The following is a 22,939-nucleotide window of genomic DNA, read 5'->3' as shown; positions in this document are numbered from 1 at the left end:
TATTTGCGGGTGGGCTGCTGCTTTCCGGCCAATCCTGCAATCCACTCACGAAACGATCGGTATCCAGATTTCCACCTCGCCGCGACCGGTGCGCCCATCGAAGCGGTGATCGTAGCGTTCGAAGTCCGGGGCATGTGCGCTGTTCAGGCCAGCGTCGGGCAGTGCCTTGTTCCAGATCGTATAGACTGTCTTGGCAAAGTCCGAGATATGGCCGCTATGGGTGAAGACGGCATATCGGTGTGCGGGGATATCGATATGCTCCATCCCGGATGTCGAGCCTTTTGCCTCTACTCCCGCGATATAGCGGAAATTGCCGGCGCCGTCCCCCATGCAGCAGACCCCGTATAAGGCTCCCGGCACGGCGTTTTCCACCTCGTTTTCGCGGGCGTTGAAGGCCTGCCAGAGTGCCGGTATCGCGCCGGTGTTGCCAAAGGCGCAGTCGATGCCAAGTCCCACCACCCGCATCGCGCCGCGTTCTTCCAGGCGGGGGCTGCAACCGGAACAATCATATCCTTATTCATTTCAAAAGGCTCCATAAGATCGAGAGTGGTGATGGATCGATGGCTTCGCAGAGCGCTTGGCGTGATGCCGAAGCAATGTGCGAAGGCACGTGTGAATGCCTCGTGAGAACCATAGCCAGCATCGAGTGAGATGGCGATGATGTTGTCCTGACCATGGGCGACGGCGCGTGCCGCCTTGGATAATCTGCGGGCGCGCGCGTAACTCATGATCGACATGCCTGTGGCCAGTTGAAAGATCCGGCACATGTGATGGACATTGACCGCGCAACGCTCAGACAGCGAGGTCAGGGACAGGTCTGTGTGCAGATCCGTTTCGATCTGCCAGATCAGTCTTTCAACAACGGCCATGGGCTCTCCCGTGCTTCACCCGGTCCTTATCGCGGATCGGAGGCTGGTGCGCTTGATCGTATTTGACTTTGCGATGACGGCAAGGGTGCGTCGAGAGCGTGCTTTATGTGACGCAGAAAAGGCTGAAGCGTGTTGCGGTGTTTCAAAACCGCTCCACGCTTCAGGTCGATATCTCACTTGTGGGGCAGGGCGGAGGGTGCCGCCATGCCATCATACCATCCTGGTTACGCGGCGCGCTGGACCTGCGCCTGGTCGCTGCCGGCGATATGGAACCGGCCTGCGAGCGAGGCGAGCGTGTGGGCGGCATCTGCCAGCGTCTGGGTGGCGGCGTTGGTTTCTTCCACCATGGCGGCATTGTGCTGGGTCATCTGGTCCAGCGTGTTGACGCTGGTGTTGATCTCGGCAAGACCGACGGATTGTTCGCGAGCGGCGGTTGCGATGGCGTCGATATTGAGATCGATGCGCGATACCACGGCCTGGATTTCGGCCAGGACCGAACCGGTCGACTGAACGAGATCGACGCCGCCTGCCACTTCCTGGCTGGATCTGGCGACCAGCTGCTTGATTTCTTTGGCGGCGGCGGCAGCGCGTTGCGCCAGATCGCGCACCTCCTGCGCCACGACGGCAAAGCCCTTTCCGGCATCGCCCGCACGCGCCGCTTCAACACCGGCATTCAGCGCCAGAAGATTGGTCTGGAAGGCAATGCCTTCGATGACGCCGATAATGGAGCCTATTTCACCCGATGCCGTCTCGATGCGGCTCATGGCCGAAATCGCCTCACCAACGACGGCGGAGGAATGGACGGCGGAGTTGCGCGCATCCTTGACCAGATTGCGCATGTCTTCCACGCGCGATACCGAGGCCTTGCCGGTAGAGGTGACCTGCTCCAAAGCTGCGGCGGTTTCTTCCAGCGCGGCTGCCTGCTGCTCGGTGCGGCGCGCCAGATTGTCGGCGCCGCCACGCAGTTCCTGCCCCTGTCGGTTCAATTGAACGGTCTCCGACAGAACCTCCCGAAGCGTCGAACGCAACGTTGCGACCGACTCGTTGAAATTCCGTCGCAGGGTTTCGAAGCGCGGATGGAAGGGCTGTTCGAGATTGCGGCTCAGATCGCCATTTGCGAGCTGGCTCAAGCCACCGCCCAGTTGCTCGACGGCAAAACGAAGGGCGTCGGCATCGGCAAGACGCTCCCGTTCGCGCTCCTGGCGTTCGGCATCGCTTGCCTGGCGCGCTTCCTCGGCTTGCGCTTCCAGCCGTCTTTTCTCCAACCCCGCATCGCGGAAGATGGCAAGCGCCTTTGCAATGGCGCCGATCTCGTCCTTGCGGCCAAGGTGCGGCGGAGCGTTCGTAAGGTCGCCACCTGCCATTGTCGTCATGGCGTGGGTCATGTCGCCCAGCGGGCGGATGGCGCGGCGTCTGGTAAAGAGCGTGGAGGCGATGCACAGAAGAATGAGGAAGAACCCAAGGCCATAGCTTGCGCCCTGTAGCAGGGTGGTCTGCGAGGCAGCATAGGCTTCCTTTTCCGCGCCGAAGACATTGCCCATCTCCACCAGTTGGTTGACGGCAGCTTCATGCAGATGGAATTTCGCCCGCAGCGCGCTCAAGGATGCGGTAATGGCTGCACGATCATTGGCAAAAAGGGCAGGGAGCGTTGTGGTTTCCATTTCGCGCCAGAAATCGTCACCCTTGACCAGCACGTCATCGAAAAGCTTGGCCTTCAGGGCATCTGGCAGGGTGGTCGTCTTCCAGTATTGGCGACGGTCTTCATATTGGTCTTTCAGAACCTTCATGCGTGCTGCGTTGGTGTTCAGCGTATCGGTATGCAAGGCGCTTTCATTGGCAAGCGCATAGCTTTCGATGACGTATAGCGGCGGCGGCAGAATATCGGCGATCAGGTCCTTGCTGTAGATGATGTCCTGATAGATCGGGCCATTCACCTTCAACCTGTTTAGCGCCCCAGCGCCTGTCAGAAGTGTCAGAAGCACGCCTGCAATCAGGGCAATGCCTGTGGCTGTAATGGCCGCTGAAATGGAAACTCGCATGGTTGTCTTTCTCCGGGCCCTCGATCGCCAGATGCGGCATTAGGGTCATAGCTTGAGTCCGGGAGATAACGTCGCAAAGATAGGTTTAGATCGAACTAATTATAGTTAATAATAAAAATCTGTTTTGGCGTGGTTAAGGTTTCGTAAATCTCTGGCCTCCCACAGCAAAAGGCGCCAGGGCTTGAGCCTTTCCATGCGATTTGATCCACCTCAAATGCCTCAGTCGTTCGAAGAGATAGGAAAGGCGCGACACACCTTCTCCGCTCTTTTGCGCCGAGTCCAAACCTTGCGGGCGCCAAGCGAAGACGCGTGTTCATCGATCTGATCAAGGAGAGAAAACGTGTTTGCGACCATCCGAAAAGCCATCCTTCCGCTTTTGTGCTGCGCTCTGCCCGGCATTGCCTTCGCGGCGGACCTGGCACAAATTGCGCCGGCCCCCACGGCTGAAGAAGCGATCGCTGCGGCAAGCCCGTGGATGATCCGCGTTCGAGCGCTCGGTGTTCTCACCCATGACAGCGGCATGATCAACGGCGTGCCGGGTGCTGGGCTCTCTTATTCGGACACGGTGATCCCGGAATTCGATATCAGCTACTTCTTCACCGACAACATCGCCGCCGAACTCATTCTCGGCACGACCTTTTCCAAGATCAACACAACAGGGGCACTTGGCGAGATCGATGTCGGCAAGACCTGGCTCTTGCCGCCAACGCTGACGCTGCAATATCACTTCACCGATTTCGGCGCCTTCAAACCCTATGTGGGTGCTGGCGTGAACTACTCGCTCTTCTATCACCAGAGCGAAAAGCCGGGCTTCAGCAATCTGGATGTGAAGAACGATTTCGGTGCGGCCGTGCAGGTCGGCTTCGACTATATGGTGACGAAGAACTGGGGCGTGAACTTCGACGTGAAGAAGATCTTCCTCGATACGAAGTGGACGGCAACGAGCGACGCTTTCGGTGACATCAGCGGCAAGGCCAAGCTCGATCCGTGGCTTGTCGGTGCCGGTGTGACCTACCGGTTCTAGGGAGGAGGGCGCTGCGGGCAGCCGCGGCGCCCTTTTTAAAGCGCGGGAGCTCTGGGGCATCCTGTTTGACCGTCACCCCGAAATCCGCTAAAGACGGCGTCAGGGCGAGAGTCCCTGCCGTCCGCAAGCGTCACAGCTTTGGTGAAACTCTCTTTCAAACCTCCGATACGGTCATTCCCTTTTCAGGCATGCAGACGGTGGCAATGCGGACCCCTCCTCAAACGACGTATGCCGATGCAGGAGAACCGCCATGCGGAACACGACACTACCTCTACCCAGTCTCGATACGCTGAAAGATCAGGCGAAGCGCCTTCGCGCCGGACTTGCCGGCGAAGGCACGACGATCGGTCATTCGCGCGCGCTGGAGCTGATCGCGGCCCAATACGGCTACCGGGACTGGAACACGCTTCATGCCGCAGTGGGCAATCGCCCGCCGTTCAATCCTTATATGCTGGGGTCACGCGTCAGCGGCTACTATCTCGGCCAGCCTTTCACCGGCGCGATCCTCGGCGTGCAGTCACTCGGCGGCGACCCGGAGCGCTTTCGGCTGACGATGCATTTCGACGATCCGGTCGATGTCGTCACCTTCGACAGCTTCTCCGCCTTCCGTCAGCGCGTTCACTGCAATGTGGATGCGAGTGGCCGCACCGTGGAGCGCACCTCCGACGGTCGGGCACAGGTGGAACTGACGTGGTGAGGGTGGCGGGCACGCTTTAAGGTCGAGCCGGATGGCTGGCAGGTGCCGGCCCCCGGTCACGCCGAGATATCGACGATGCCGCAATCGCCAGCTTCGGACGCGAAGGCCAGCAGCTTGCCGTTGGCGCTCCAGGAGAGGCCGGAGATTGCGCCCTTGCCAGGGCGGCGCAGAAGCGCTTCCTTGCCGTCTGCCATGCGCACGCCAAGAATCATGCCATCGATGAAGCCGATGGCCAGCACGTCGTCAGCCGGATGGAATGCGACCTGGGCTGCCATGATATTGCCGCGGGTACCGAGTTCTTCCGGCGCCTTGCCCATAGGGCCATCCTTGCCGGAAAACGGCCAGACGATTGCCGCAGGAGCGCCCGACGAGGCCAGCCATTTGCCTTTGGGCGACCAGGAGAGCGATTTCACCTTGCCGGGATAGCCGGTCATGCGCATGTGGCGGGCGTCGGCGCCCTTCGGGGCATCGAGTTTCCAGCCATGAAGAGCGTTTTCCTGCATGCTTGTCACGAGGAAGCGGCCATCGGGGGAGAAGGTGACGCTGGTATGAGCGCCTTTCCATTCCAGATCGACCGGATCGCCGGCAGTTGCCACCCAGTGCAGCGTCACGCCATTGTAGCGGGCAGCGGCGATGCGCAGACCCTTTGGCGCAAAGGCAATGCCTTCCACCGTGCGCTCTTCCTTGAACTCCTTGGTGGTGCCGTCGGAGAGGCGCACGAAGCTTGACTTGCCCACGCCATAGGCCACGGCCTTCTGCGGGCCTCCCGCCACAACGTTGATCCACTTGCGCGGCACATGGGCAAGCTCGGTTACAGTGCCGTCATGGCCAACGCGAAGCACCTTTCCATCTTCGCCGCCGGTTAGAAGCGTTGCGCTGTGGGGATCGCGGATGCAGGTGAGCAGGCCCTGGTGGGCCTCGGTCACCTTCTCGCCGCCATCCAGGCGGTGAATGGTGCCGGCGGCGGTGGCAAATAGCGGAATATCGCCCAGAAAATGCGCCGCGACGACGTGGCCTTCAAGGTCAAGAGGAGCAACGGTGGGCATGGGCGATGAGTCTTTCGTCTGTATGTGTTTTGGCTGCGGTATGGGGTGGGGTGGTTTGTTTTCGTCCACCCTGTGCGGCGTGGAGCCTCGGGTCACCCTCGGGCTTGACCCGAGGGCCGAGGAGGACGCAGGAGGAGAGGGCGGGGCCAAAGCTGCCTGTGCCGGCCTGACTTGCGCTGGGCCGGCATCAAGTGAGCAGTTTACGCCTTCGCTTCACACGCATGAAAGCTGGCTTCCAGCTTTGCGCGATCGAGTTCGCGGCCGATGAAGACGAGGCGGCTTTCGCGCTTTTCGCCTTCCTTCCACGGACGCTGGTGATCGCCCTCGATAATCATGTGGACACCCTGCACCACGTAACGCTCGGCATCGCCCTTGAAGGCGATGATCCCTTTAAGGCGCAGAATGTTCGGACCGTCGGTCTGCGTTACCTTCTGAATCCAGGGGAAGAAGCGCTCGGGATTCATCTCGCCGCCGCGCAGCGAAATGGACTGGACCGTCACATCATGGATGGGCGACGGCGCGTGATGGTCATGATCGTGGCCGTGATGATGGTGGTCGTGATCATGGTCGTGACCGTGGTGGTCATGCCCGTGATGATCGTGATCATGCCCATGATGGTGGTGGTCGTGATCGTGGTGATGGTGGTCGCAATCGGGGCCGCAGACGTGATCCTCATGGCCGTGCTCGAGGAAGTGCGGGTCGTTTTCCAGCGCACGTTCCAGGTTGAAGGCGCCCTGATCCAGCACGCGGACAAGATCGACGCCGGAGCGTTCGGTCTTGTAGATGCGCGCCGACGGGTTGATGGCGCGCACGATGTCTTCGATGCGGGCCAGTTCTTCCTTGGTCACGAGATCGCTCTTGTTGATCACGACGACATCGGCAAAGGCGATCTGGTCCTCGGCCTCGCGGCTGTCCTTCAGGCGCAGCGGCAGGTGCTTGGCATCGACCAGCGCCACGACAGCATCGAGTTCGGTCTTGGCGCGCACATCGTCATCCATGAAGAAGGTCTGGGCGACGGGAACGGGATCTGCAAGGCCGGTGGTTTCGACGATGATGCCGTCGAAACGGTCGGGACGGCGCATCAGGCCTTCGACGACGCGGATCAGGTCACCGCGCACCGTGCAGCAAATGCAGCCATTGTTCATCTCGTAGATTTCTTCGTCCGATTCCACGATCAGGTCGTTGTCGATGCCGATTTCACCGAACTCGTTGACGATGACGGCATATTTCTTGCCGTGGTTCTCGGTCAGAATGCGGTTCAGCAACGTGGTCTTGCCGGCACCCAGATACCCGGTCAGCACGGTAACGGGGATGGGCTTTGGCGCTGCGGGGGAGGCGGTGTTTGCTTCGGTCATGAAAAACCTCGAATATGCGGCCGGTTGGCGCGACAGACAAAATGTTGCCGTTCATATAGGCTTGCGAAGAAGGCAGTTCAAAGAAATTCTGTTCAAGAATTTTGATGGTAGAGTGTCGCGAGCTTTCGGATCTGTTCGATGACGCTCTACGCCATTGCGCCGCTTGGCGTTGTCGCAAAACCGACTTCCAGTTCGCACGAACGGCCAAATGGCGTCGTGATCTTTCAGGTTCGTTCCCGACGCGTCAGGTCCTCCTCTTGTCGCATCTCCTGATCGCAAAACCGCCGTACGGTTTTGCGTGGACTACGCTTCAGGCATCGAATGCCCTCATATCAAAGGCACGAACGTCGTCCAGAAGCGCAATCAAGCCGCGCACCGAATGGGCGATGATCGCCTCGCCCTTTTCAGCGCTCGCAGCGGCGGCATTTCCGGCCACGCCTTGGCGGTTCAGGTCGCTCATCATCCAGCCGAACGCATGCGGGCCATAGGCGCGCAGATGGGTGAAGCGGCTGGCAAATTCACTCTGGCGCGAGGGGAAATTCGCGGCCTTGTCCATGGCGACTTCGTTCGGAGCGAGTGCGAGCATCACCGAGGTTTCGATATCGCCGCCATGGATGTCGATGGCCTTGTCTTGTGGCGCAATCAGCCCCTCGGGCAGGCCGAAGCGCGTCCAGCTGGTGGCAACGGCCAGCATGTTGAAGCGCCTGCGCGCTTCGGTGGCGACGATTGTGAGGAGCGGCGAATTGCCACCATGGGCGTTCAGCATGACGAATTTGACGATGCCCTTTTCATGCTGGGCGCGTGCGATGTCGAGCCAGCGGTTGACGGCCTCATCGAAGGCAAGCGTCTTGGTACCTTCCACATCCATATGTTCGATGGAGTAGCCTATGGGTTCGACAGGCAGGAAGGTGACGGGAAAATCCTGCGGCAGCGCTGCCTTCAGGCGTGTGACGATGCCTTTTGCGATCAGCGTGTCCGTTTCGAAGGGCAGATGTGGACCATGCTGCTCATGCGCGCCGAGCGGCAGCACCGCGATCGTCTCCCGAGGGTGAAATCCGTCTGTTATCGTTTCGTCGTCAAATTGCGTGTATGTGTGTGGCATATGGCGATCTGCGCCTATATTCGTTAAAAGTTACAACATCATATAGTCGTTTCGCGATCTGGCAAAAGGCACGGGCTGAATGAGCAAGGACAAGGTCTCGAAGAAGGACAAGGCATCCAAGAAAGACAAGTCGCAGAAGAAGAAGGACATAGCCTTCAACCCGGAAGAGCTTGCGCAATCCATCACACAGGCCGCACGCTCCATGCGTACCGCGCTTAGCCACAATCTGGCAGCGAGCGGCCTTTATGCCGGGCAGGACGGCGTGATCCTGGCGCTGGCGCAGGAAGGCAGCATGACGCCAGGCCAGATTGCCCAGAAGCTTGGCGTCAAGGCTCCCACCATGACGCGCACGATTGGCCGCATGGAAGCACAGGGCTTCGTGGAGCGCAGCGCCGGTGAAGGAGATGGCCGGCTGACCATGGTGAAGCTGACGGAATCGGGCCAGAAAAGCGTCGATCATATCAACGCCTCACTTGCGGCTTGCAGCGCCCGCGCCGTGGACGGGCTATCGGCCAAGGAGGTGAAGACGGTGGTCAAACTGCTGCGCGCCATCGATTCCAACCTGCAAGCTTTCGATATAATCGATTAAATAATTTAAGCGTTCTTTTTAACAGTTTGTGCAAATATTAAACCTCTTGCGCGTTTTGTTTAAATTGTTTAGTCACAATTTAAACGTCGCCGGGAGGCGATGCGCAATCTCGGGGAGGGGACATGGCGCAAAAGGTCAAACTTTCAACCATTGCCGAAAGCCTGGGGCTTTCGACAGCCACCATTTCTCTTGCACTGCGCGACAGCCCGCTCGTGGCTGCCGACACGCGCGAGAAGATCAAGGACCAGGCCCGTGCGCTGGGCTATATCTATAACCGCCGTGCCGCCAGCCTTCGCACCTCCCGCTCCGGCATTATCGGCGTCGTCTTCCATGATGTGATGAACCCGTTCTACGGGGAAATTCTCAAAGCCATCGAAAGCGAACTGGACCGCAGCCGCCAGACCTTCATTCTGTCCAACCATTACGACTCGGTCGAAAAGCAGCGCACGTTTCTGGAAACGCTGCTGCAGCTTGGCAGCGACGGCGTGATCATGTCTCCGGCCATCGGTACGCCGACCGAGGATTTGAAGCTTGCGGAAGAAAACGGCATGCCCGCCATTCTGGTGGCGCGCTCCATGGATGGTGTCGACATGCCGACATTTCGCGGCGATGACAGCTATGGCATTTCGCTTGCCACCAACCACCTGATCAGCCTTGGCCACCGGACCATTGCCATGGTGGGCGGCACGGACCAGACATCGACCGGGCGCGATCGCTATCAGGGCTATGTGAATGCGCTGCGCAAGGCGGGGATCGATGTCGATCCGAACCTGCGCATTCCAGGCGCACGCTCCAAGCAGGGCGGCTTCGAGGCGGCTGTCAACTTCCTGTCGCTGCCGCAAAAGCCGACGGCTGCGGTGTGCTGGAACGACCTTGTCGCCATCGGCCTGATGAACGGCATTTCGCGCGCAGGCTTCGTTCCGGGCAAGGATATTTCCGTCACCGGCTATGACGATCTGGAAGAAGCGTCGATCTCCACGCCATCGCTGACGACCGTATCCAACGGCCAGGCGGAAGTCGGGCGGCTTGCGGCGCGTGCCCTGCTCGACAGGCTGGCGGGCAGCCATGAGCCGGACGGCATTCACCTGATCAAGCCGGAAATGCGCATCCGCCAATCCACCGGACCCTGCATTCCACGACATTGATGAACGACAGTACCGTTCTCGTTCATTAGCGGGTTTTGATTTTGACGCGCATCGGTTAGCCTTTTCCCATCGCAGAGCGGTATCGCCGCTTTGAGGCTTCATGCATGTCCCGTGAGAGCATCGTTCGCTGTCCTTGGAGATGCGCATTGCAAGAGGAATCATCGCCCATGTCAGATCAAAAGCCCGTCGTTCTCGTTCCGGGAAAAATCCATCCGCGCGTTCTGGAACGCTTCGAAGGCAAGGTAGAGGTCGTGACCGCACCTGCGGGCGCGACCCCCACCATTTCCGCCGATGTGGCGAACCGCGTTCGCGCAGTGGCCGTCTCCGGCAGCGTCAACGCGGCCTGGATCGATGCGCTTCCCAATCTGGAAGTGATCGCCAATTTCGGCGTGGGCTATGATGGCGTCGATGCCAAGCATGCGGCCAAGCGTGGCATCATCGTTACCAACACGCCGGATGTGCTGAACGACGAAGTGGCCGATACGACGATTGCGCTTCTGATCAACACCGTGCGGCGCCTCTATCAGGCAGAGACCTATCTGCGTGAGGGCAAATGGGTGAAGGAAGGGCCGTTCGCGCTCTCGCCGTTTTCGCTGCGCGGTCGCAAGGTGGGCCTGTTCGGCATGGGCCGCATTGGCCAGGAGATCGCCAAGCGGCTGGAGCCCTTCAAGGTGGAGATCGGCTATCACACGCGCAGCAAGCGTGATGAACTCTCCTACACCTATCATGCCTCGTTGAAGGAGATGGCGAGCGCGGTCGATATTCTGATCTGCATCGTGCCCGGCACGCCGGAAACGCATAAGGCCATCAATGGTGAGATCCTGTCCGCTCTTGGCCCGAACGGCGTGTTCATCAATGTCGGGCGCGGCTCAAGCGTCGATGAAGATGCGTTGATACAGGCCTTGCAGGACGGCACGCTGGGCGCTGCCGGTCTGGATGTGTTCTATGCGGAACCGAAGGTGCCGGAAGCGCTCTTGGCCTTCGACAACGTCTCGCTCTTGCCGCATGTGGCATCCGCATCAGTACCGACACGCAATGCCATGGCCGATCTGGTGGCCGATAATGTTCTCGGCTGGCTGTCTGAGCGAAAGGTTATCACACCCGTGCCGGAAACACCGGTCAAGGAATAATCGCATAAGGTGAGCGAGGCGCTTTACGCCTTGCTCGCCTGATAGTCCCGCACCGCCTTGCCGAAGGCTTCGAAAAGTGCTCGCGACGGGCCATCGGTTTCGGCCCAATATTCCGGGTGCCACTGCACGCCGATGGCAAAGCCTTTCGCGTCGATGACGGAAACGGCTTCGATGGTGCCGTCTTCGGCAGTGGCTTCCACCTGTAGCCTTGGTGCCGTCTGCGCAATCGCCTGGCGATGAACCGAGTTGATCTGGATTTCGCCGGAAAGCCCCAGATGCTGGGCGATGCAGGAGCCCTCGCGCACATGAACCGGCTGGCGGATGCCAAACATCACGTCGCGCTCTGTCGTTTCCGGCTTGCGGTGGTCCCAGCGTCCCGGCAGTTCCTGAATTTCGCTGGCAAGCGTGCCGCCAAGCGCCACGTTCAGCTCCTGAATGCCGCGGCAGATGGCCAGCATCGGAATGCCGCGATCGATCGCGCGGCGGATGAGATCGAGGCTGGTCGCATCGCGCCCGGCATCGAAGGGGCCATCGGCATCGGTTGCTTGCTCGCCGTAAAGCGAGGGGTGGACATTGCTGGCCGAGCCTGAAACGAGCAGCCCGTCTACACGGTCGAGAATGGCATCGATCTCATTGCCACTCTCGAAGGCCGGCACGATCAGGGACATGACGCCTGCGACCTTCAGCGCGGCGGCGAGATATTGCGTCTGCGCCGCATGCCACTCGGCACCGTCCACCTGTTTGATATCGGCAGGGATGGCGATGATGGGCTTGGACATGGTGGCTCCGAACATGATGCGGTCTTCAAATGCAATATCGTCAGTGAAGCCGAAGGGACGGATTCGTCAAGCTTTCTCTTTTCGTAAAGCATGGTTTCCGCAATAGGGTGCAGCGCTTCTGAGACCACGACGTGCGGCAGAAGAGGAGCTAAAGCGTGAGGCAGCGTATGAAAGATCGCGACACGCTTTAAGTGACGGGATTTATTCGTCTAAAGTATAACGCCCGGATGTTTTGAGACAGCGCATGCGATAATCTTTTCCTATGCGCAGAGGAAATCGCGCCCTTCAAGCATGTCCCACCGTTTATTCTTTGCCGCGCCGCTTGTCAGTTGCCATGACCCATGCTTTTCTCAAGCCATCTCGTGTGGGGGAGGAAGCCGCACGGTGACATGGTTCGTATCTGGGAGGATAATATGGATCGACGCTCATTCATCAAAAAAGGCGCGCTTGCGGGCACGGGTGCTGCGGCAGCAACTGTTCTGGCAGCACCGGCCATCGCGCAGGAAAATGCCAAGATCACCTGGAGGCTGACCTCCTCCTTCCCCAAATCGCTCGATACGATTTTTGGCGGCGCGCAGGATATCGCCAACCATGTGAAGGCCGCGACCGACGGCAATTTCAACATTCAGGTGTTTGCGGCAGGCGAAATCGTGCCCGGGCTGCAGGCGGCGGACGCCGTATCCTCCGGCACGGTGGAAATGTGCCACACCTGCTCCTACTACTATGTCGGCAAGGACCCGACATTCGCGATCGGTACCGCTATTCCCTTCGGCCTGAATGCGCGCCTGACCAATTCCTGGTTCTACGAGGGCAATGGCAACACGCTCTTGAACGAGTTCTACGCCAAGCACAAGCTCTATGGCATGATCTCCGGCAATACCGGCGTGCAGATGGGCGGCTGGTTCCGCAAGGAAATCAACACCGTCGAGGATTTCAAAGGCGTGAAGATGCGCATTGCCGGTCTTGCCGGCAAGGTGGTGGAAAAGCTGGGCGTCGTGCCGCAGCAGATTGCCGGCGGCGATATCTATCCGGCGCTGGAAAAGGGTACGATCGACGCGGCCGAATGGGTTGGCCCCTATGACGACCATAAGCTCGGCTTCCAGAAGGTGGCGAAGTATTATTACTACCCGGCCTTCTGGGAAGGTGGCCCGGTCATCCACTCCTTCGTCAATCTGGACAAGTGGAACGACCTGCCAAAGAACTATCAGGCCGTGCTGCAGGACGCCTGCTCGTTTGCCAATACCAACATGCTGGCAAAATATGACGCCAGGAATCCGAAGGCGATCAAGCAGATCGTCTCCGAGGGTGCCACGCTGCGCCCCTTCAGCCAGGATATTCTCGACGCCTGCTACAAGGCCGCCCTCGAAGTCTACGCGGAAATCTCTGCCGTCAATCCAGACTTCAAGAAGGTCTATGAAGATCAGGTCGCTTTTAAGCGTGAAGGGTATCTGTGGATGCAGCTGGCTGAATACACCTACGATACGTTCATGATGATACAGCAGCGTAACGGCAAGCTCTGACAGTCTATTCCATAATCGCCGTTGGTCGCCTGCAAATGGCAATTTCTGCGCTTCCGGTGCTCACGTACTTCAGTACGCTCCGCTCCGGTTCTCGAAATCACCATTTTCGGCAGACCAACGCCAATTCTTGAACAGACTGTGACACTATCCAGACCGTTCTATTGGAGCCCGGATCGAAAGGTCCGGGCTTTTGCTTGAGCTGCCTCCAACTCACCCGCGTTTATGGACCAGTAAAGACACTCGACTATGATCGCCCGCGTTGAACGGCGAAGCAGCACACTTCGGAGACCAGCCGGAGTATCGGCGAGGATTGGCCACGCCGACCTTGGCAAAGGCCTTGCTGTTCAACTGTGGAGGTACAGCATCGGCCCGAAAATCGAATTCGATTTTCGGAAAAGCACGATGCGTACATTCAAAGAGTTAGAGCGTCCTTTGCGCGTCCTAAAGGACGCGCGGCGCTCTAATGTGATGCGTAAACCGCTGAGCATTGCGTTTATCGTGAAGAAAAACCGGACAGGCTGGTCAATGACTGTCCGGTTCACATTCTTCAGATAAGCAAACCGGAAGGCAGGGTTGCCGCCCTGTCTTCCACTCCCTCAATATAGCGCTTTCGCCCGCGCCAAACAAGTATTCCCGATCAAGGATTGATCTTCGGCGGTTCGTTGAGGTTCGGCATCCCGGGCAGGCCGTTGCCGCCGCCCTGGCCTGGCGCGACGTCCATTGGGGGCAGGCCGAAATTCGGCATGGTGTCGCCGCCCTGATTGCCGAAGGCGGGGACCTCGATCTTGATGGTGTTGAGATCGACCTCCGGTGTCTTGTCCAGCCAGTAGGTCACGGATTCCGGCCAGAAGATGACGATGGCGACGAGGATCAGCTGCATGCCGAGCCAGGGGATTGCGCCCATATAAATGTCCGAGGTCTTGACCGTACGCGGCGCAATCGAGCGCAGGTAGAAGAGCGCGAAGCCGAAGGGCGGATGCATGAAGCTCGTCTGCATGTTGATGCAGAGCAGCACGCCGAACCAGATGAGATCGATGCCGAGAGCTTGCGCAATCGGGGCCAGCATCGGCACGACGATGAAGGCGATCTCGAAGAAATCGAGGAAGAAGGCGAGGAAGAAGATGAAGATGTTGACGAATATCAGGAAGCCGATGGGGCCGCCTGGAATGCCCGACAGCATGTGCTCGATCCACAGCGATCCGTCCATCCCCTGAAACACCAGCGAGAAGCAGGTGGCACCGACGAGAATGAACACCACCATCGATGTGATGTGCATGGTGGAGTGCATGCCCTGCTTGATGAGATCCCAGGTGAGGCGGCGGTGGGCGGCGGCAAGCGCCATCGCGCCGACGACGCCGAGAGCGCCTGCTTCGGTTGGCGTGGCAAGACCAAGGAAGATGGTGCCGAGAACGAGGAAGATCAGCACGATGGAAGGGATCATGCCGCCCAGAACCTTCAGCACCAGCGCCCGGTTCAGCTCCCCGCGTGCTTCCGGCGGCAGGGCCGGAACATCCTTCGGCCGGAAGACCGAGAGGAAGAGGATGAAGAGCATGAAAATGGCGACCTGCAGGAAGGACGGGCCGATTGCGCCGAGATACATATCGCCAACGGAGCGACCGAGCTGGTCTGCCAGAACGATGAGGACGAGAGAGGGCGGAATGACCTGCGTAATCGTGCCGGAGGCGGCAATGACGCCGGTGGCGACACGCGGATTATAGCCGTATTTCAACATGATCGGCAGCGAAATGACGCCCATGGTGATGACCGAGGCCGCCACAGTTCCGGTGATGGCACCCAAAATGGCGCCGACCAGAATGACCGCATAGGCAAGGCCGCCGGGAATGGCGCCGAAGAGCTTGCCGGTCCCCTCCAGCAAATCTTCCGCAAGACCGCATCTCTCCAGAATGGCGCCCATGAAGGTGAAGAAAGGAATGGCGAGCAGCAGATCGTTGGAGATGATGCCGAAGATGCGCAGCGGCAGAGCCTGCATGAAGGCGGGCGAGAAGTGCTCTGTGAAGATGCCGATGACGCCGAAGAGAAGGCCGACAGTGGCGAGCGAGAAGGCGACCGGAAAACCATAGAGCATGAAGATGATCATGCCCACGAACATCGCCGGTGGAAGAATACCGTATTCGAACATCAGAATATCCTTAAAATGGCGCCGGCGTTACTGGAGCGGTTTTTCGTATTTGGTGTCGAGCTGATAGAGCCCGTTCAGCGCACCGATGCGCTTCACCAGTTCGGATATTCCCTGAAGGACGAGGAGCGCGAAGCCCGCAAAGATGATGAGCTTGACCGGCCAGCGGATAAGGCCGCCAGCATTGGAGGACATTTCATTCTGTTGCCAGGAGAGCAGGAACATCGGCCAGCTCAGCCAGGCGAGATAAAAACAGGCGGGAAGCAGGAAGAAAACGATGCCAATAATATCCACCCAGATGCGGGTGCGCGGTGCAATCGCGCCGTAGATGATATCGACACGCACATGTTCGTTCATGCGCAGCGTATAGGACGCGCCAATGAGAACGATGAAGCCGAACATGTACCACTGGATTTCCAGAAGGCCGTTCGAGCTGTAATTGAAAAGATAACGCACGATGGCGTTGCCGGCGCTGACGAGGCAGCAGATGAGAACCAGATAGCCTGAAAATTTCCCCAGTGACTCGCTCAACAGGTCGATGGCGCGGCTGAGTTTCAAAAGCGCGTGCATTGCTTTCCCCTTTCGATCCCTTTGCGGGTTTTCGAGGAGGAATTTTTATGGCGGAAAACCCCAGGCGAAACGTCCTCCCGCGCCTGTCGCTCCCAACCAGAAATCCTCCCTCAGTCCATCGTTATGGGCAGGTTTTGCCAAATGCAACTAGGAAGAAGGTCGTGCACCGACCATCCAGGGCTTTCCTTGGCGCAGGTGGCGTCGATGTGACAAATGCTCCAGCTTTCCAGGGCCAGGAGCCTTGCGCGATCCGCCCAAAGACCAAGCGTTTTTGCCGGGCAAACAGTGCGTTACCCGCGTTGCGTCGGTGCCGAATTTTGTGTAGGTCTTGACAAGGAGCGTTCTGTCGCTTGCTTCGTTATCAGGGAAGACGTCATCTCTAGATGGAACGATGACGGTAAGCGCAGATCAATAGAGGGGAAACAAGTATGAGTGAACACCATAGCGGACCGGTTGAACTCGGCGCAAAAATGGAATATTCCGAGCACGAGAAAACCTATAACGGTTTCCTGCTGGCGTCGAAATACGGCACCATGCTGGTCTGCATGCTGATGATCGCCATGGCCGTCGGCTTCTTCACCACCGGCGGCTTCTTCGGCGGATTGCTCGTCTTCCTCATCCTGTCGGCCGCAGGCTTCTTCATTCTCTAAGCCAATTACCGTCATTGACGACAGCGCGGCATCTGTCGCGCTTTATCTCACTCAACGTCATTAGACCGATGAGAGGCGTGTGTCATGAAGGCTCTATTCCTGTCAGTGTTTCTGGCGCTCTGCTTTTGGCAGGGTGCTTCGGCGCGTGAAATCACGGCCGAGGAAAAAGCCGACCTCCAGGCGCAGATCGCGCGCTTCGAGACTGCGCTGAAGCAGGGCGACTTCGACCTTGTCGGCGCCTCCGTGCCGCCCAAGGTTCTTCAGCATATTGCCACAAAGGCCGGTGTCGACGTGGCAACGCTTCGAAGCGCGATGCAGACGCAGATGCAGATCGCGCTTGCCTCGGTCAAGTTTCTCGATTTCGATATGGATGTCGACAAGGCGGCTTACAAGCAAGCCCCTGACGGCACGCCCTATGTGCTGGTGCCGTCGCGCAGCCTGATGGAAACCCAAGGCCAGAAGATTGAGGCCAGGACCTCGACGCTGGCGCTGATCGATGACGGTAAGTGGTATCTGGTCAGGATCGACGATGCGCAGCAGATCAATATCGTGCGCGAGGTCTATCCGTCGCTTGCAACTGCCACCTTTCCGACGGGAACGATGACGCCGGTGGAGTAAGCCGTCGTCTTATTTCCCGCCGCCTCATGCCCGCATTCTTTAGCGGTCTTTGGCAGCCGATCTGCAGGTTGAGATGAGCATGGGGATACCCAACATGATCAAGCTCCAGGGGGCGAGCGCGATGACGAAGCCAAGGAGGCTTACGAGAAACATGATGGCGGCAAAGATGAGAAGATAGGGGACAGCTCTTTTCATCTAACGCTCCACCCAAGACTTGAGAACCTGAAGACCGAGTGGCTGCGGGGAAGGCCACAGCTGTAGGAGGTATCGGTCGTTTCCTTCCAGGCCGTCCTCGCTGATCGTGTCCAGGCCCGACATATTTGCACGGACACCCAGTCGTCCCGGTTCAACCGCAAGCCTTGATGCACTCGGCTCATAGTCCGTCAAGCCAGCCACGATCAAGATGCCTGAGGGGCAGTCGAAGCTTGCTTCCGCCACATGCTGGTAGCGCTCCACATCCGGCTGCGGCCGTGCATCATACCACTCCACGCTGACCGGCACGATCATATTGCGCGCAGTGTGAACGATGGCAGCGTGCGGACCGATCATCAAACGCTTGCCAACAGTCTCTTCCGTATAATCGGACGGAAGGTCCGGGTGGCTTTGATCTCTTAGATAGATCTGGAAATAGTCGGCCAGAAGGTTGCCGTCGAATAGCAATCTGGATGAGATTTGCCCTGAGGCTGCCGAAGCCGTCATTGTCCATCCTCCCAGAAGCAACAGAGTACGACGATTGAGAAGCATCATGTTCCCTTGTCTGCTCGGGGTCCAGTCGTGGAGCCTGAAAAGATTGTCTCTGCTGCACGTGGATATCGGAAACGCGAAATCGACAAAGACGGCCTGTTCCACGGCTTCCATCTTCTAGCCGGGAAGGAAACGATGGCAACGCACGGATAGACCTCGCGCAGGAGGTCGACATGCCGTTCATCGTCGAGCCTGACCAAATAGCATTTCCCTTCATGCATCAGCGCCAACGCCGTGTTCTTGATCTCTATCTCTGGCCCAGCCTTTCCATAATGCCGCATCCGTTATTGATGCGGCTTGGCCTCTCGGCGCCCCCAGAGGACGATGCAGCCGAAGTGGCGCATGAGGCAAATGTAATTGAACATTCACCTTCGTTGTTCACGTGATTTCAAAACATCCCGTGCAACAGTCATGCCGGTCGGGGGCGACCACAGCATTGGCAAGGCCATGCGTCAATTTAAACACTATAGAGCCCCGTTCGTCCAAACAGGATGCACGGGGCTCTATCGCTCAAACACGGAGCCGGAAGGTCGATGCTTGCATTTGTCGAACGCCATATACAGCAGGCTTGCGCCACGGACCGGTTTGAAACGAAGGACAAGGTCTTGTCCTTTGCTCTTCGCACGGCTGTTGCCGTTACGCTGATTGCCGACATTTTGAATATCGTCGCCCATCATCTGATGAACACATTCGGCTTGCTGCCTTACAATGTCTGGCAAGGGGCGACAGTGGGCGTGATCATATCGACGGTGGTGGCCTCGTCGCTGACATTTTCGATCGTCTATCTCGTCGGTCTTGCCATTCATCATCTGTCCATCTCGCGTGCGACATTCGAACGGCTGAGCCGCACCGACATGCTGTCGGGGCTCCTCAATCGTCGTGCCTTCATGGAAGAGGTGGCCAAAGCGGACGACGATGCTTCGCTCATCCTGTTCGATATCGACCGGTTCAAGCGCATCAACGACGAGTTCGGCCACGATGTCGGAGACCATGCGATCGTGACCGTGGCACGACACCTGATGGCTGCTTTTCCGCAGCCTCATGTGGTTGCAAGAATTGGTGGTGAGGAATTCGCCGTTCTGGCGGTCCAGCTCACCGCACAAAAACGTCTCGCGCTCGCCCAAAGATGCAACGAGATGCTGGCAGCCCGGCCCGTGGACATCAAAGACAGGCTTGTCCACATTACTCTGTCCGGCGGGGTGGCCGACAAGGAGTCCCATGCCTCCTTCGAGGATCTGTTCAATGCCTGCGACCGGGCGCTCTATCTGGCCAAATCATCAGGCCGAAACCAGATCCTGCACAGTGACCTGTTGCCGGAGGATTTCAAGGTGAAAGCCGGCGTGGCCGTCTAAAGCATGTCGCGCAAAACTGTGCGGCGGTTTTGCGATAACGACATGCGGAAGAAGACGGAGCTAAAGCGTAAGGAGCGAATCGGAAAGATCGCAACACGCTTTACCCGCGCGAGCCTGTGCGGCGCGACGGACCGCGCCTGTGCGTGAAGTTCAAGCATCAAAGCTGCATGTTATCCAGCTCCGACAGTGCCTCCGGAGGGAGATCGATGTTTGCCACCGCGAGATTTTCCCGCAGGTGGGTGCGTGACGATGTGCCGGGGATCAGCAAAATGTTCGGCGATCGCTGCAACAGCCAGGCCAGCGCTACCTGCATCGGCGTGGCGTCCAGACTTGCGGCGACATTGGACAGGGTAGACGATTGCAGCGGCGAGAAGCCGCCAAGCGGGAAGAACGGCACATAGGCAACGCCTCGCGCGGCAAGCGTATCGAGCAAGGCATCGTCCTTGCGATGCGCAAGATTGTACTGGTTCTGGACGCAAACGATGTCGGTGATCTCTCCGGCATCCTCGATCTGCTTTGCCGTGACATTGGACAGGCCGATGTGCCGGATCAGGCCTTTCTGCTTCAGATCCGCCAGTGCTTCAAGAGGTTCGTCCAATGAGCCTTCCGCCGGGCCGTGAACGTCGAACATGGCGCGCAGGTTGACCACATCGAGCACGTCGAGCCCGAGATTGCGGAGATTGTCATGGACGGCCTGTGTCAGCTCGGTGCGTGAAAACGCCGGCTTCCAGGATGCGTCAGGACCTCTGCTGGCTCCGACCTTGGTGACGATCAGAAGGTTACTGTCATAGGGATGCAAAGCTTCGCGGATGATTTCGTTGGTGATATGCGGGCCATAGAAATCGCTGGTATCGATGTGGTTGACGCCGCTTTCCACTGCCTCGCGTAAAACGGCGATGGCCTCCGCACGATCACGCGGCGGTCCGAAAACGCCTTTGCCCGCGAGCTGCATCGCGCCATAGCCCAGTCGACTTACGGTGTGATCGCCAAGTTTGAATGTTCCTGAATTTGCGCTCGTGCCCATTGGCTGTCTCCTTTGTGTTGCTTCAAAGTAAAGCGGTGGCATATTCGCGACAATCCACTACAGTCCGAACAGGCTGTCCGCCCCAGCGGACAATGTCGTGTTCTGTGGAGGCTAGCGTGGCGGATTTAACGGATTTGAATGCGTTTCTGCTGGTGGCGCGGTCCAAGGGGTTTCGCCAGGCCGCGCGCGAAAGTGGCATCAGTTCCTCAGCACTGAGCGATGCGGTGAAGCGGCTGGAAGACGAGCTAGGGGTGCGGCTGTTCAATCGCACCACAAGAAGCGTGCTGCTGACGGATACGGGACGCCTGCTGTTGGAGCGTACCGCACCGGCCTTCGCAGAGGTGGCCTCGGCGCTTGACGAGGTCAAAAGCAGCCGCGGCCGCACGTCGGGCGAGCTCAGGCTCAATGTCCCGATGAGTGCCGCAAAGCTGGTCCTGCCCAAAATCGTGCCTCCATTCCTTGCGGCCTATCCGGACATCAGGCTTGAGATCGTCACCGACGAGAGTTTCGTCGATATCATCCAGAGCGGCTGCGATGCAGGCATCCGTTATGATGAAAGGCTTGAGCAGGATATGGTGGCCGTGCCCATCGGCCCGCGCCAGCAGCGCTTTGCCCTTGCTGCATCGCCGGATTACCTGGCGAGACGAGGCACGCCGCAACACCCGCAAGACCTGCTCTCGCATGAGTGCATTCTAGGCCGGTTTTCAGGTCGCGCCATACCGCCTTGGGAGTTCGAACGCCAAGGGCAAGACGTCGTCATCAATCCAAAAGGCAATCTCGTCGTCCAATTCGGCGGCGGCACCGATCTCGGTATCGACGCAGCGATTGCCGGCTCCGGCATGATTTACATTTTCGAGGATTGGCTGAGGCCGCACTTTGATAGAGGTGATCTGGTGCCGGTGATGGAAGACTGGTGGCTGCGGTTTCCCGGCCCGTTTCTGTATTATTCCGGACGGCGGCTGGTGCCGGCACCTTTGCGGGCGTTTATCGATTTCGTGAGGCAGACGAATAAATTGCCACCGAAAATTCTATTGTCTGGAACGTGAACTCAAGACAGGCTTGGTCCGATTAGGAGATTTTGTAGTGGGTAGGCCACCATACCTTCATCTTGCCGGCGAGCGTGTGAGAATTGTTACCTTGCACCATTCCTTTTAGAACGCTCTAGGGCACCATCTTCAAGAGGAGAGGCACGTCTGGCATTGGCCCAAGCGACCTGAGCTCAACACATTTCACCTGTTATTGAGGGGAGCCTGCCGTTCGGATATCATGTGTGAGTTTTGTATTTCCCGCTGGAAACAGGAGTCAACATCAAGGTGAAATAATGAACGGTTTTACCTGGGAGAGGGCGCCATTTTCTGTATGTGTGATCTGTAAAAAGACAACGTTAGGAATACTCCGAGCCGGTGGCCGCACCCTTACTATGAGATGTTCAAATTGTCGGCATACCGAAAACATCGTCCTGCCACCGATCGACAAAAAGGTTATCTACCTCGATCAGTTCGTCTTCAGCTTGCTCTTCAATGTTATCTCTGGTGGGCGCTTGCCAGTTGGGCACGAAGCGTTCGCCACGGAATTGCACGAGCGCGTACGCCGCCTCGTTCTGCTGCAACAGATCATTCTACCTCACTCTGACATCCACCGAGACGAAACAGCCGTCTTTCACAGTGCAACGGAGCTGCGGGAGGCATATGAGTTTATAGGTGGAGACGTCTCATTATCCGCCACCTCGTCTATCGAGTTAAAGCAAGTGCTGGCTGCCGCAGACGCCTACCTGAACGGAACATCTCTATCCCTCGATCTCTCCGTTGACGAAGTCTTAGAAAGCCCGCGGAATGAATGGCTTTCTGACATGCACATCTCCGTGCGGTCCGATTATAGCCAATTTGCCAATGGCCTTCGCAAGATGCGTGACGAAGCACATGCTGAGATGGAGAAGCTCGCAGCTCGTTGGGCAGCAGAAAAACCGACTTTCAATGACGTGCTAAAGTTGGAGTTGGACGCAGTTCTTGCTGCGAAGGTCGGCGCATTGGCCACAACTGAAAGAAAGAGGTCTAGTGCCGATCCGGACGTCGTATTCAACGCCGTCAACTCCCCGATACAAAGGGAAGCCCGAACTCTATTAAATAAGATGCAAAGTATGGGCGTTCCTTATCACGAGGCAGGCCAAATGGTCCGAAAAGTATGGGCGTCTGACCTCTGTAGACAGCTACCACATCATCGCATTTCAGCTTATCTTTTCGCTGCCACAGCCAAACGGGTCATAGGAGGTCAGAAGACCATCATCAACAAGGGGATGATCAACGATATCCGCGCCATATCAGCCTACGCCCCATATCTTGATGCAATGTTTGTTGACAAGACGTCAGCTCAATTACTCCAAGAGCGGCCACTCTTGGAAGATTTAGAATACAAGGCGAGAATTTTCTCCTTTGCCAACCGCGACGACTTTATGGCCTACCTCGAAGAACTGGAGGCGGACACCCCACCTAACGTTAGGGAGATGGCCTCAAAAATCTACGGTGTGACGTGATGCCGCTGATTTGCCTGCC

Annotated in this window: 24 protein-coding genes and 1 pseudogene; 13 read left to right on the top strand and 12 right to left on the bottom strand. The window is 58.1% G+C overall.

Annotation, left to right across the window (positions count from 1 at the left end; translation table 11 throughout):
* Positions 1-45 precede the first annotated feature (45 nt).
* Both QZ862_RS18075 and QZ862_RS21360 read right to left on the bottom strand, forming a co-directional pair.
* Entirely contained in the window at positions 46-465 is a 420-nt protein-coding gene (locus tag QZ862_RS18075) for a GyrI-like domain-containing protein (RefSeq protein WP_296101245.1), read from the bottom strand.
* 158 nt (positions 466-623) lie between these two features.
* A pseudogene (locus QZ862_RS21360) lies at positions 624-800 on the bottom strand (helix-turn-helix domain-containing protein); the annotation flags it as partial.
* On the opposite strand from QZ862_RS21360, the gene QZ862_RS18070 reads away from it, so the two are divergent.
* Complete coding sequence (locus tag QZ862_RS18070; RefSeq protein ID WP_296101244.1) at positions 771-935, top strand: hypothetical protein; 165 nt, start codon at positions 771-773, stop codon at positions 933-935. The pseudogene QZ862_RS21360 and the gene QZ862_RS18070 overlap by 30 nt on opposite strands.
* Before the next feature lie 158 nt (positions 936-1,093).
* Here the strand turns inward: QZ862_RS18070 and QZ862_RS18065 are convergent, their stop codons facing one another.
* Positions 1,094-2,908, bottom strand: a complete 1,815-nt coding sequence (locus tag QZ862_RS18065; protein ID WP_296101243.1) for a methyl-accepting chemotaxis protein — start codon at positions 2,906-2,908, stop codon at positions 1,094-1,096.
* A 352-nt stretch (positions 2,909-3,260) separates the two neighbouring features.
* On the opposite strand from QZ862_RS18065, the gene QZ862_RS18060 reads away from it, so the two are divergent.
* Positions 3,261-3,932: an OmpW family protein gene (locus QZ862_RS18060; protein WP_296101285.1), complete on the top strand. Its 672-nt coding sequence runs from the start codon at positions 3,261-3,263 to the stop codon at positions 3,930-3,932.
* Between the two features lie 250 nt (positions 3,933-4,182).
* Entirely contained in the window at positions 4,183-4,629 is a 447-nt protein-coding gene (locus QZ862_RS18055; RefSeq protein ID WP_296074974.1) for a glyoxalase superfamily protein, read from the top strand.
* A gap of 56 nt (positions 4,630-4,685) precedes the next feature.
* Here the strand turns inward: QZ862_RS18055 and QZ862_RS18050 are convergent, their stop codons facing one another.
* The 3 genes from QZ862_RS18050 to QZ862_RS18040 all read right to left on the bottom strand — a co-directional run bounded on the left by QZ862_RS18050 (position 4,686) and on the right by QZ862_RS18040 (position 8,132).
* Entirely contained in the window at positions 4,686-5,675 is a 990-nt protein-coding gene (locus tag QZ862_RS18050) for a WD40 repeat domain-containing protein (protein ID WP_296040095.1), read from the bottom strand.
* A gap of 200 nt (positions 5,676-5,875) precedes the next feature.
* Positions 5,876-7,030 carry a GTP-binding protein gene (locus tag QZ862_RS18045; RefSeq protein ID WP_296101242.1) on the bottom strand — a complete coding sequence of 385 codons (1,155 nt, stop codon included), beginning with the start codon at positions 7,028-7,030 and terminating at the stop codon, positions 5,876-5,878.
* A gap of 310 nt (positions 7,031-7,340) precedes the next feature.
* Positions 7,341-8,132, bottom strand: coding sequence for a creatininase family protein (locus tag QZ862_RS18040; RefSeq protein WP_296014375.1), 792 nt, complete (start codon positions 8,130-8,132; stop codon positions 7,341-7,343).
* 79 nt (positions 8,133-8,211) lie between these two features.
* On the opposite strand from QZ862_RS18040, the gene QZ862_RS18035 reads away from it, so the two are divergent.
* The 3 genes from QZ862_RS18035 (at position 8,212) to QZ862_RS18025 (ending at position 10,996) form a co-directional block, all read left to right on the top strand.
* On the top strand, positions 8,212-8,721 hold the full coding sequence (locus tag QZ862_RS18035) for a MarR family transcriptional regulator (RefSeq protein WP_296040103.1): 510 nt from the start codon (positions 8,212-8,214) through the stop codon (positions 8,719-8,721).
* A gap of 122 nt (positions 8,722-8,843) precedes the next feature.
* Entirely contained in the window at positions 8,844-9,866 is a 1,023-nt protein-coding gene (locus QZ862_RS18030) for a LacI family DNA-binding transcriptional regulator (protein WP_296014373.1), read from the top strand.
* 167 nt (positions 9,867-10,033) lie between these two features.
* A complete protein-coding gene (locus QZ862_RS18025; RefSeq protein WP_296101241.1) occupies positions 10,034-10,996 on the top strand; it encodes a 2-hydroxyacid dehydrogenase in 963 nt (320 codons plus the stop codon).
* 23 nt (positions 10,997-11,019) lie between these two features.
* Here QZ862_RS18025 and QZ862_RS18020 read toward each other — a convergent pair whose 3' ends face one another.
* On the bottom strand, positions 11,020-11,775 hold the full coding sequence (locus QZ862_RS18020) for a gamma-glutamyl-gamma-aminobutyrate hydrolase family protein (RefSeq protein ID WP_296040108.1): 756 nt from the start codon (positions 11,773-11,775) through the stop codon (positions 11,020-11,022).
* A 413-nt stretch (positions 11,776-12,188) separates the two neighbouring features.
* On the opposite strand from QZ862_RS18020, the gene QZ862_RS18015 reads away from it, so the two are divergent.
* Complete coding sequence (locus tag QZ862_RS18015) at positions 12,189-13,295, top strand: TRAP transporter substrate-binding protein (RefSeq protein ID WP_296101240.1); 1,107 nt, start codon at positions 12,189-12,191, stop codon at positions 13,293-13,295.
* 637 nt (positions 13,296-13,932) lie between these two features.
* Here the strand turns inward: QZ862_RS18015 and QZ862_RS18010 are convergent.
* Together QZ862_RS18010 and QZ862_RS18005 are read right to left on the bottom strand one after the other, a co-directional pair.
* On the bottom strand, positions 13,933-15,435 hold the full coding sequence (locus QZ862_RS18010) for a TRAP transporter large permease subunit (RefSeq protein ID WP_296101239.1): 1,503 nt from the start codon (positions 15,433-15,435) through the stop codon (positions 13,933-13,935).
* 27 nt (positions 15,436-15,462) lie between these two features.
* A complete protein-coding gene (locus tag QZ862_RS18005) occupies positions 15,463-16,002 on the bottom strand; it encodes a TRAP transporter small permease subunit (RefSeq protein ID WP_113327415.1) in 540 nt (179 codons plus the stop codon).
* 428 nt (positions 16,003-16,430) lie between these two features.
* Here QZ862_RS18005 and QZ862_RS18000 point away from each other — a divergent pair, with 428 nt between their 5' ends.
* Both QZ862_RS18000 and QZ862_RS17995 read left to right on the top strand, forming a co-directional pair.
* Complete coding sequence (locus QZ862_RS18000; protein WP_296014365.1) at positions 16,431-16,652, top strand: aa3-type cytochrome c oxidase subunit IV; 222 nt, start codon at positions 16,431-16,433, stop codon at positions 16,650-16,652.
* Positions 16,653-16,736: 84 nt separating this feature from the next.
* Positions 16,737-17,270, top strand: coding sequence for a hypothetical protein (locus tag QZ862_RS17995; RefSeq protein WP_296101238.1), 534 nt, complete (start codon positions 16,737-16,739; stop codon positions 17,268-17,270).
* A 39-nt stretch (positions 17,271-17,309) separates the two neighbouring features.
* Here the strand turns inward: QZ862_RS17995 and QZ862_RS17990 are convergent, their stop codons facing one another.
* Positions 17,310-17,465, bottom strand: coding sequence for a hypothetical protein (locus QZ862_RS17990; RefSeq protein WP_296014362.1), 156 nt, complete (start codon positions 17,463-17,465; stop codon positions 17,310-17,312).
* The gene (locus QZ862_RS17985; RefSeq protein WP_296101237.1) at positions 17,466-17,969 is read right to left on the bottom strand and encodes a hypothetical protein; all 504 of its coding nucleotides are present in this window, start codon (positions 17,967-17,969) and stop codon (positions 17,466-17,468) included.
* A 218-nt stretch (positions 17,970-18,187) separates the two neighbouring features.
* Between QZ862_RS17985 and QZ862_RS17980 the strand changes: the two genes are divergently transcribed.
* Together QZ862_RS17980 and QZ862_RS17975 are read left to right on the top strand one after the other, a co-directional pair.
* Positions 18,188-18,400: a hypothetical protein gene (locus QZ862_RS17980; protein ID WP_296101236.1), complete on the top strand. Its 213-nt coding sequence runs from the start codon at positions 18,188-18,190 to the stop codon at positions 18,398-18,400.
* A gap of 147 nt (positions 18,401-18,547) precedes the next feature.
* Entirely contained in the window at positions 18,548-19,366 is an 819-nt protein-coding gene (locus QZ862_RS17975) for a GGDEF domain-containing protein (RefSeq protein WP_296101235.1), read from the top strand.
* Positions 19,367-19,523: 157 nt separating this feature from the next.
* Here QZ862_RS17975 and QZ862_RS17970 read toward each other — a convergent pair whose 3' ends face one another.
* Complete coding sequence (locus tag QZ862_RS17970) at positions 19,524-20,390, bottom strand: aldo/keto reductase family oxidoreductase (protein WP_296101233.1); 867 nt, start codon at positions 20,388-20,390, stop codon at positions 19,524-19,526.
* Positions 20,391-20,482: 92 nt separating this feature from the next.
* On the opposite strand from QZ862_RS17970, the gene QZ862_RS17965 reads away from it, so the two are divergent.
* Positions 20,483-21,436, top strand: coding sequence for a LysR family transcriptional regulator (locus tag QZ862_RS17965; protein ID WP_296101232.1), 954 nt, complete (start codon positions 20,483-20,485; stop codon positions 21,434-21,436).
* 275 nt (positions 21,437-21,711) lie between these two features.
* Positions 21,712-22,920, top strand: coding sequence for a hypothetical protein (locus QZ862_RS17960; protein WP_296101231.1), 1,209 nt, complete (start codon positions 21,712-21,714; stop codon positions 22,918-22,920).
* Positions 22,921-22,939 lie beyond the last annotated feature (19 nt).

The organism is uncultured Agrobacterium sp., assembly GCA_913777615.1.
GTDB lineage: Bacteria > Pseudomonadota > Alphaproteobacteria > Rhizobiales > Rhizobiaceae > Agrobacterium.
Note: the sequence above shows the minus strand (reverse complement) of the source record. Positions and strands in the feature narration are given on the sequence as shown.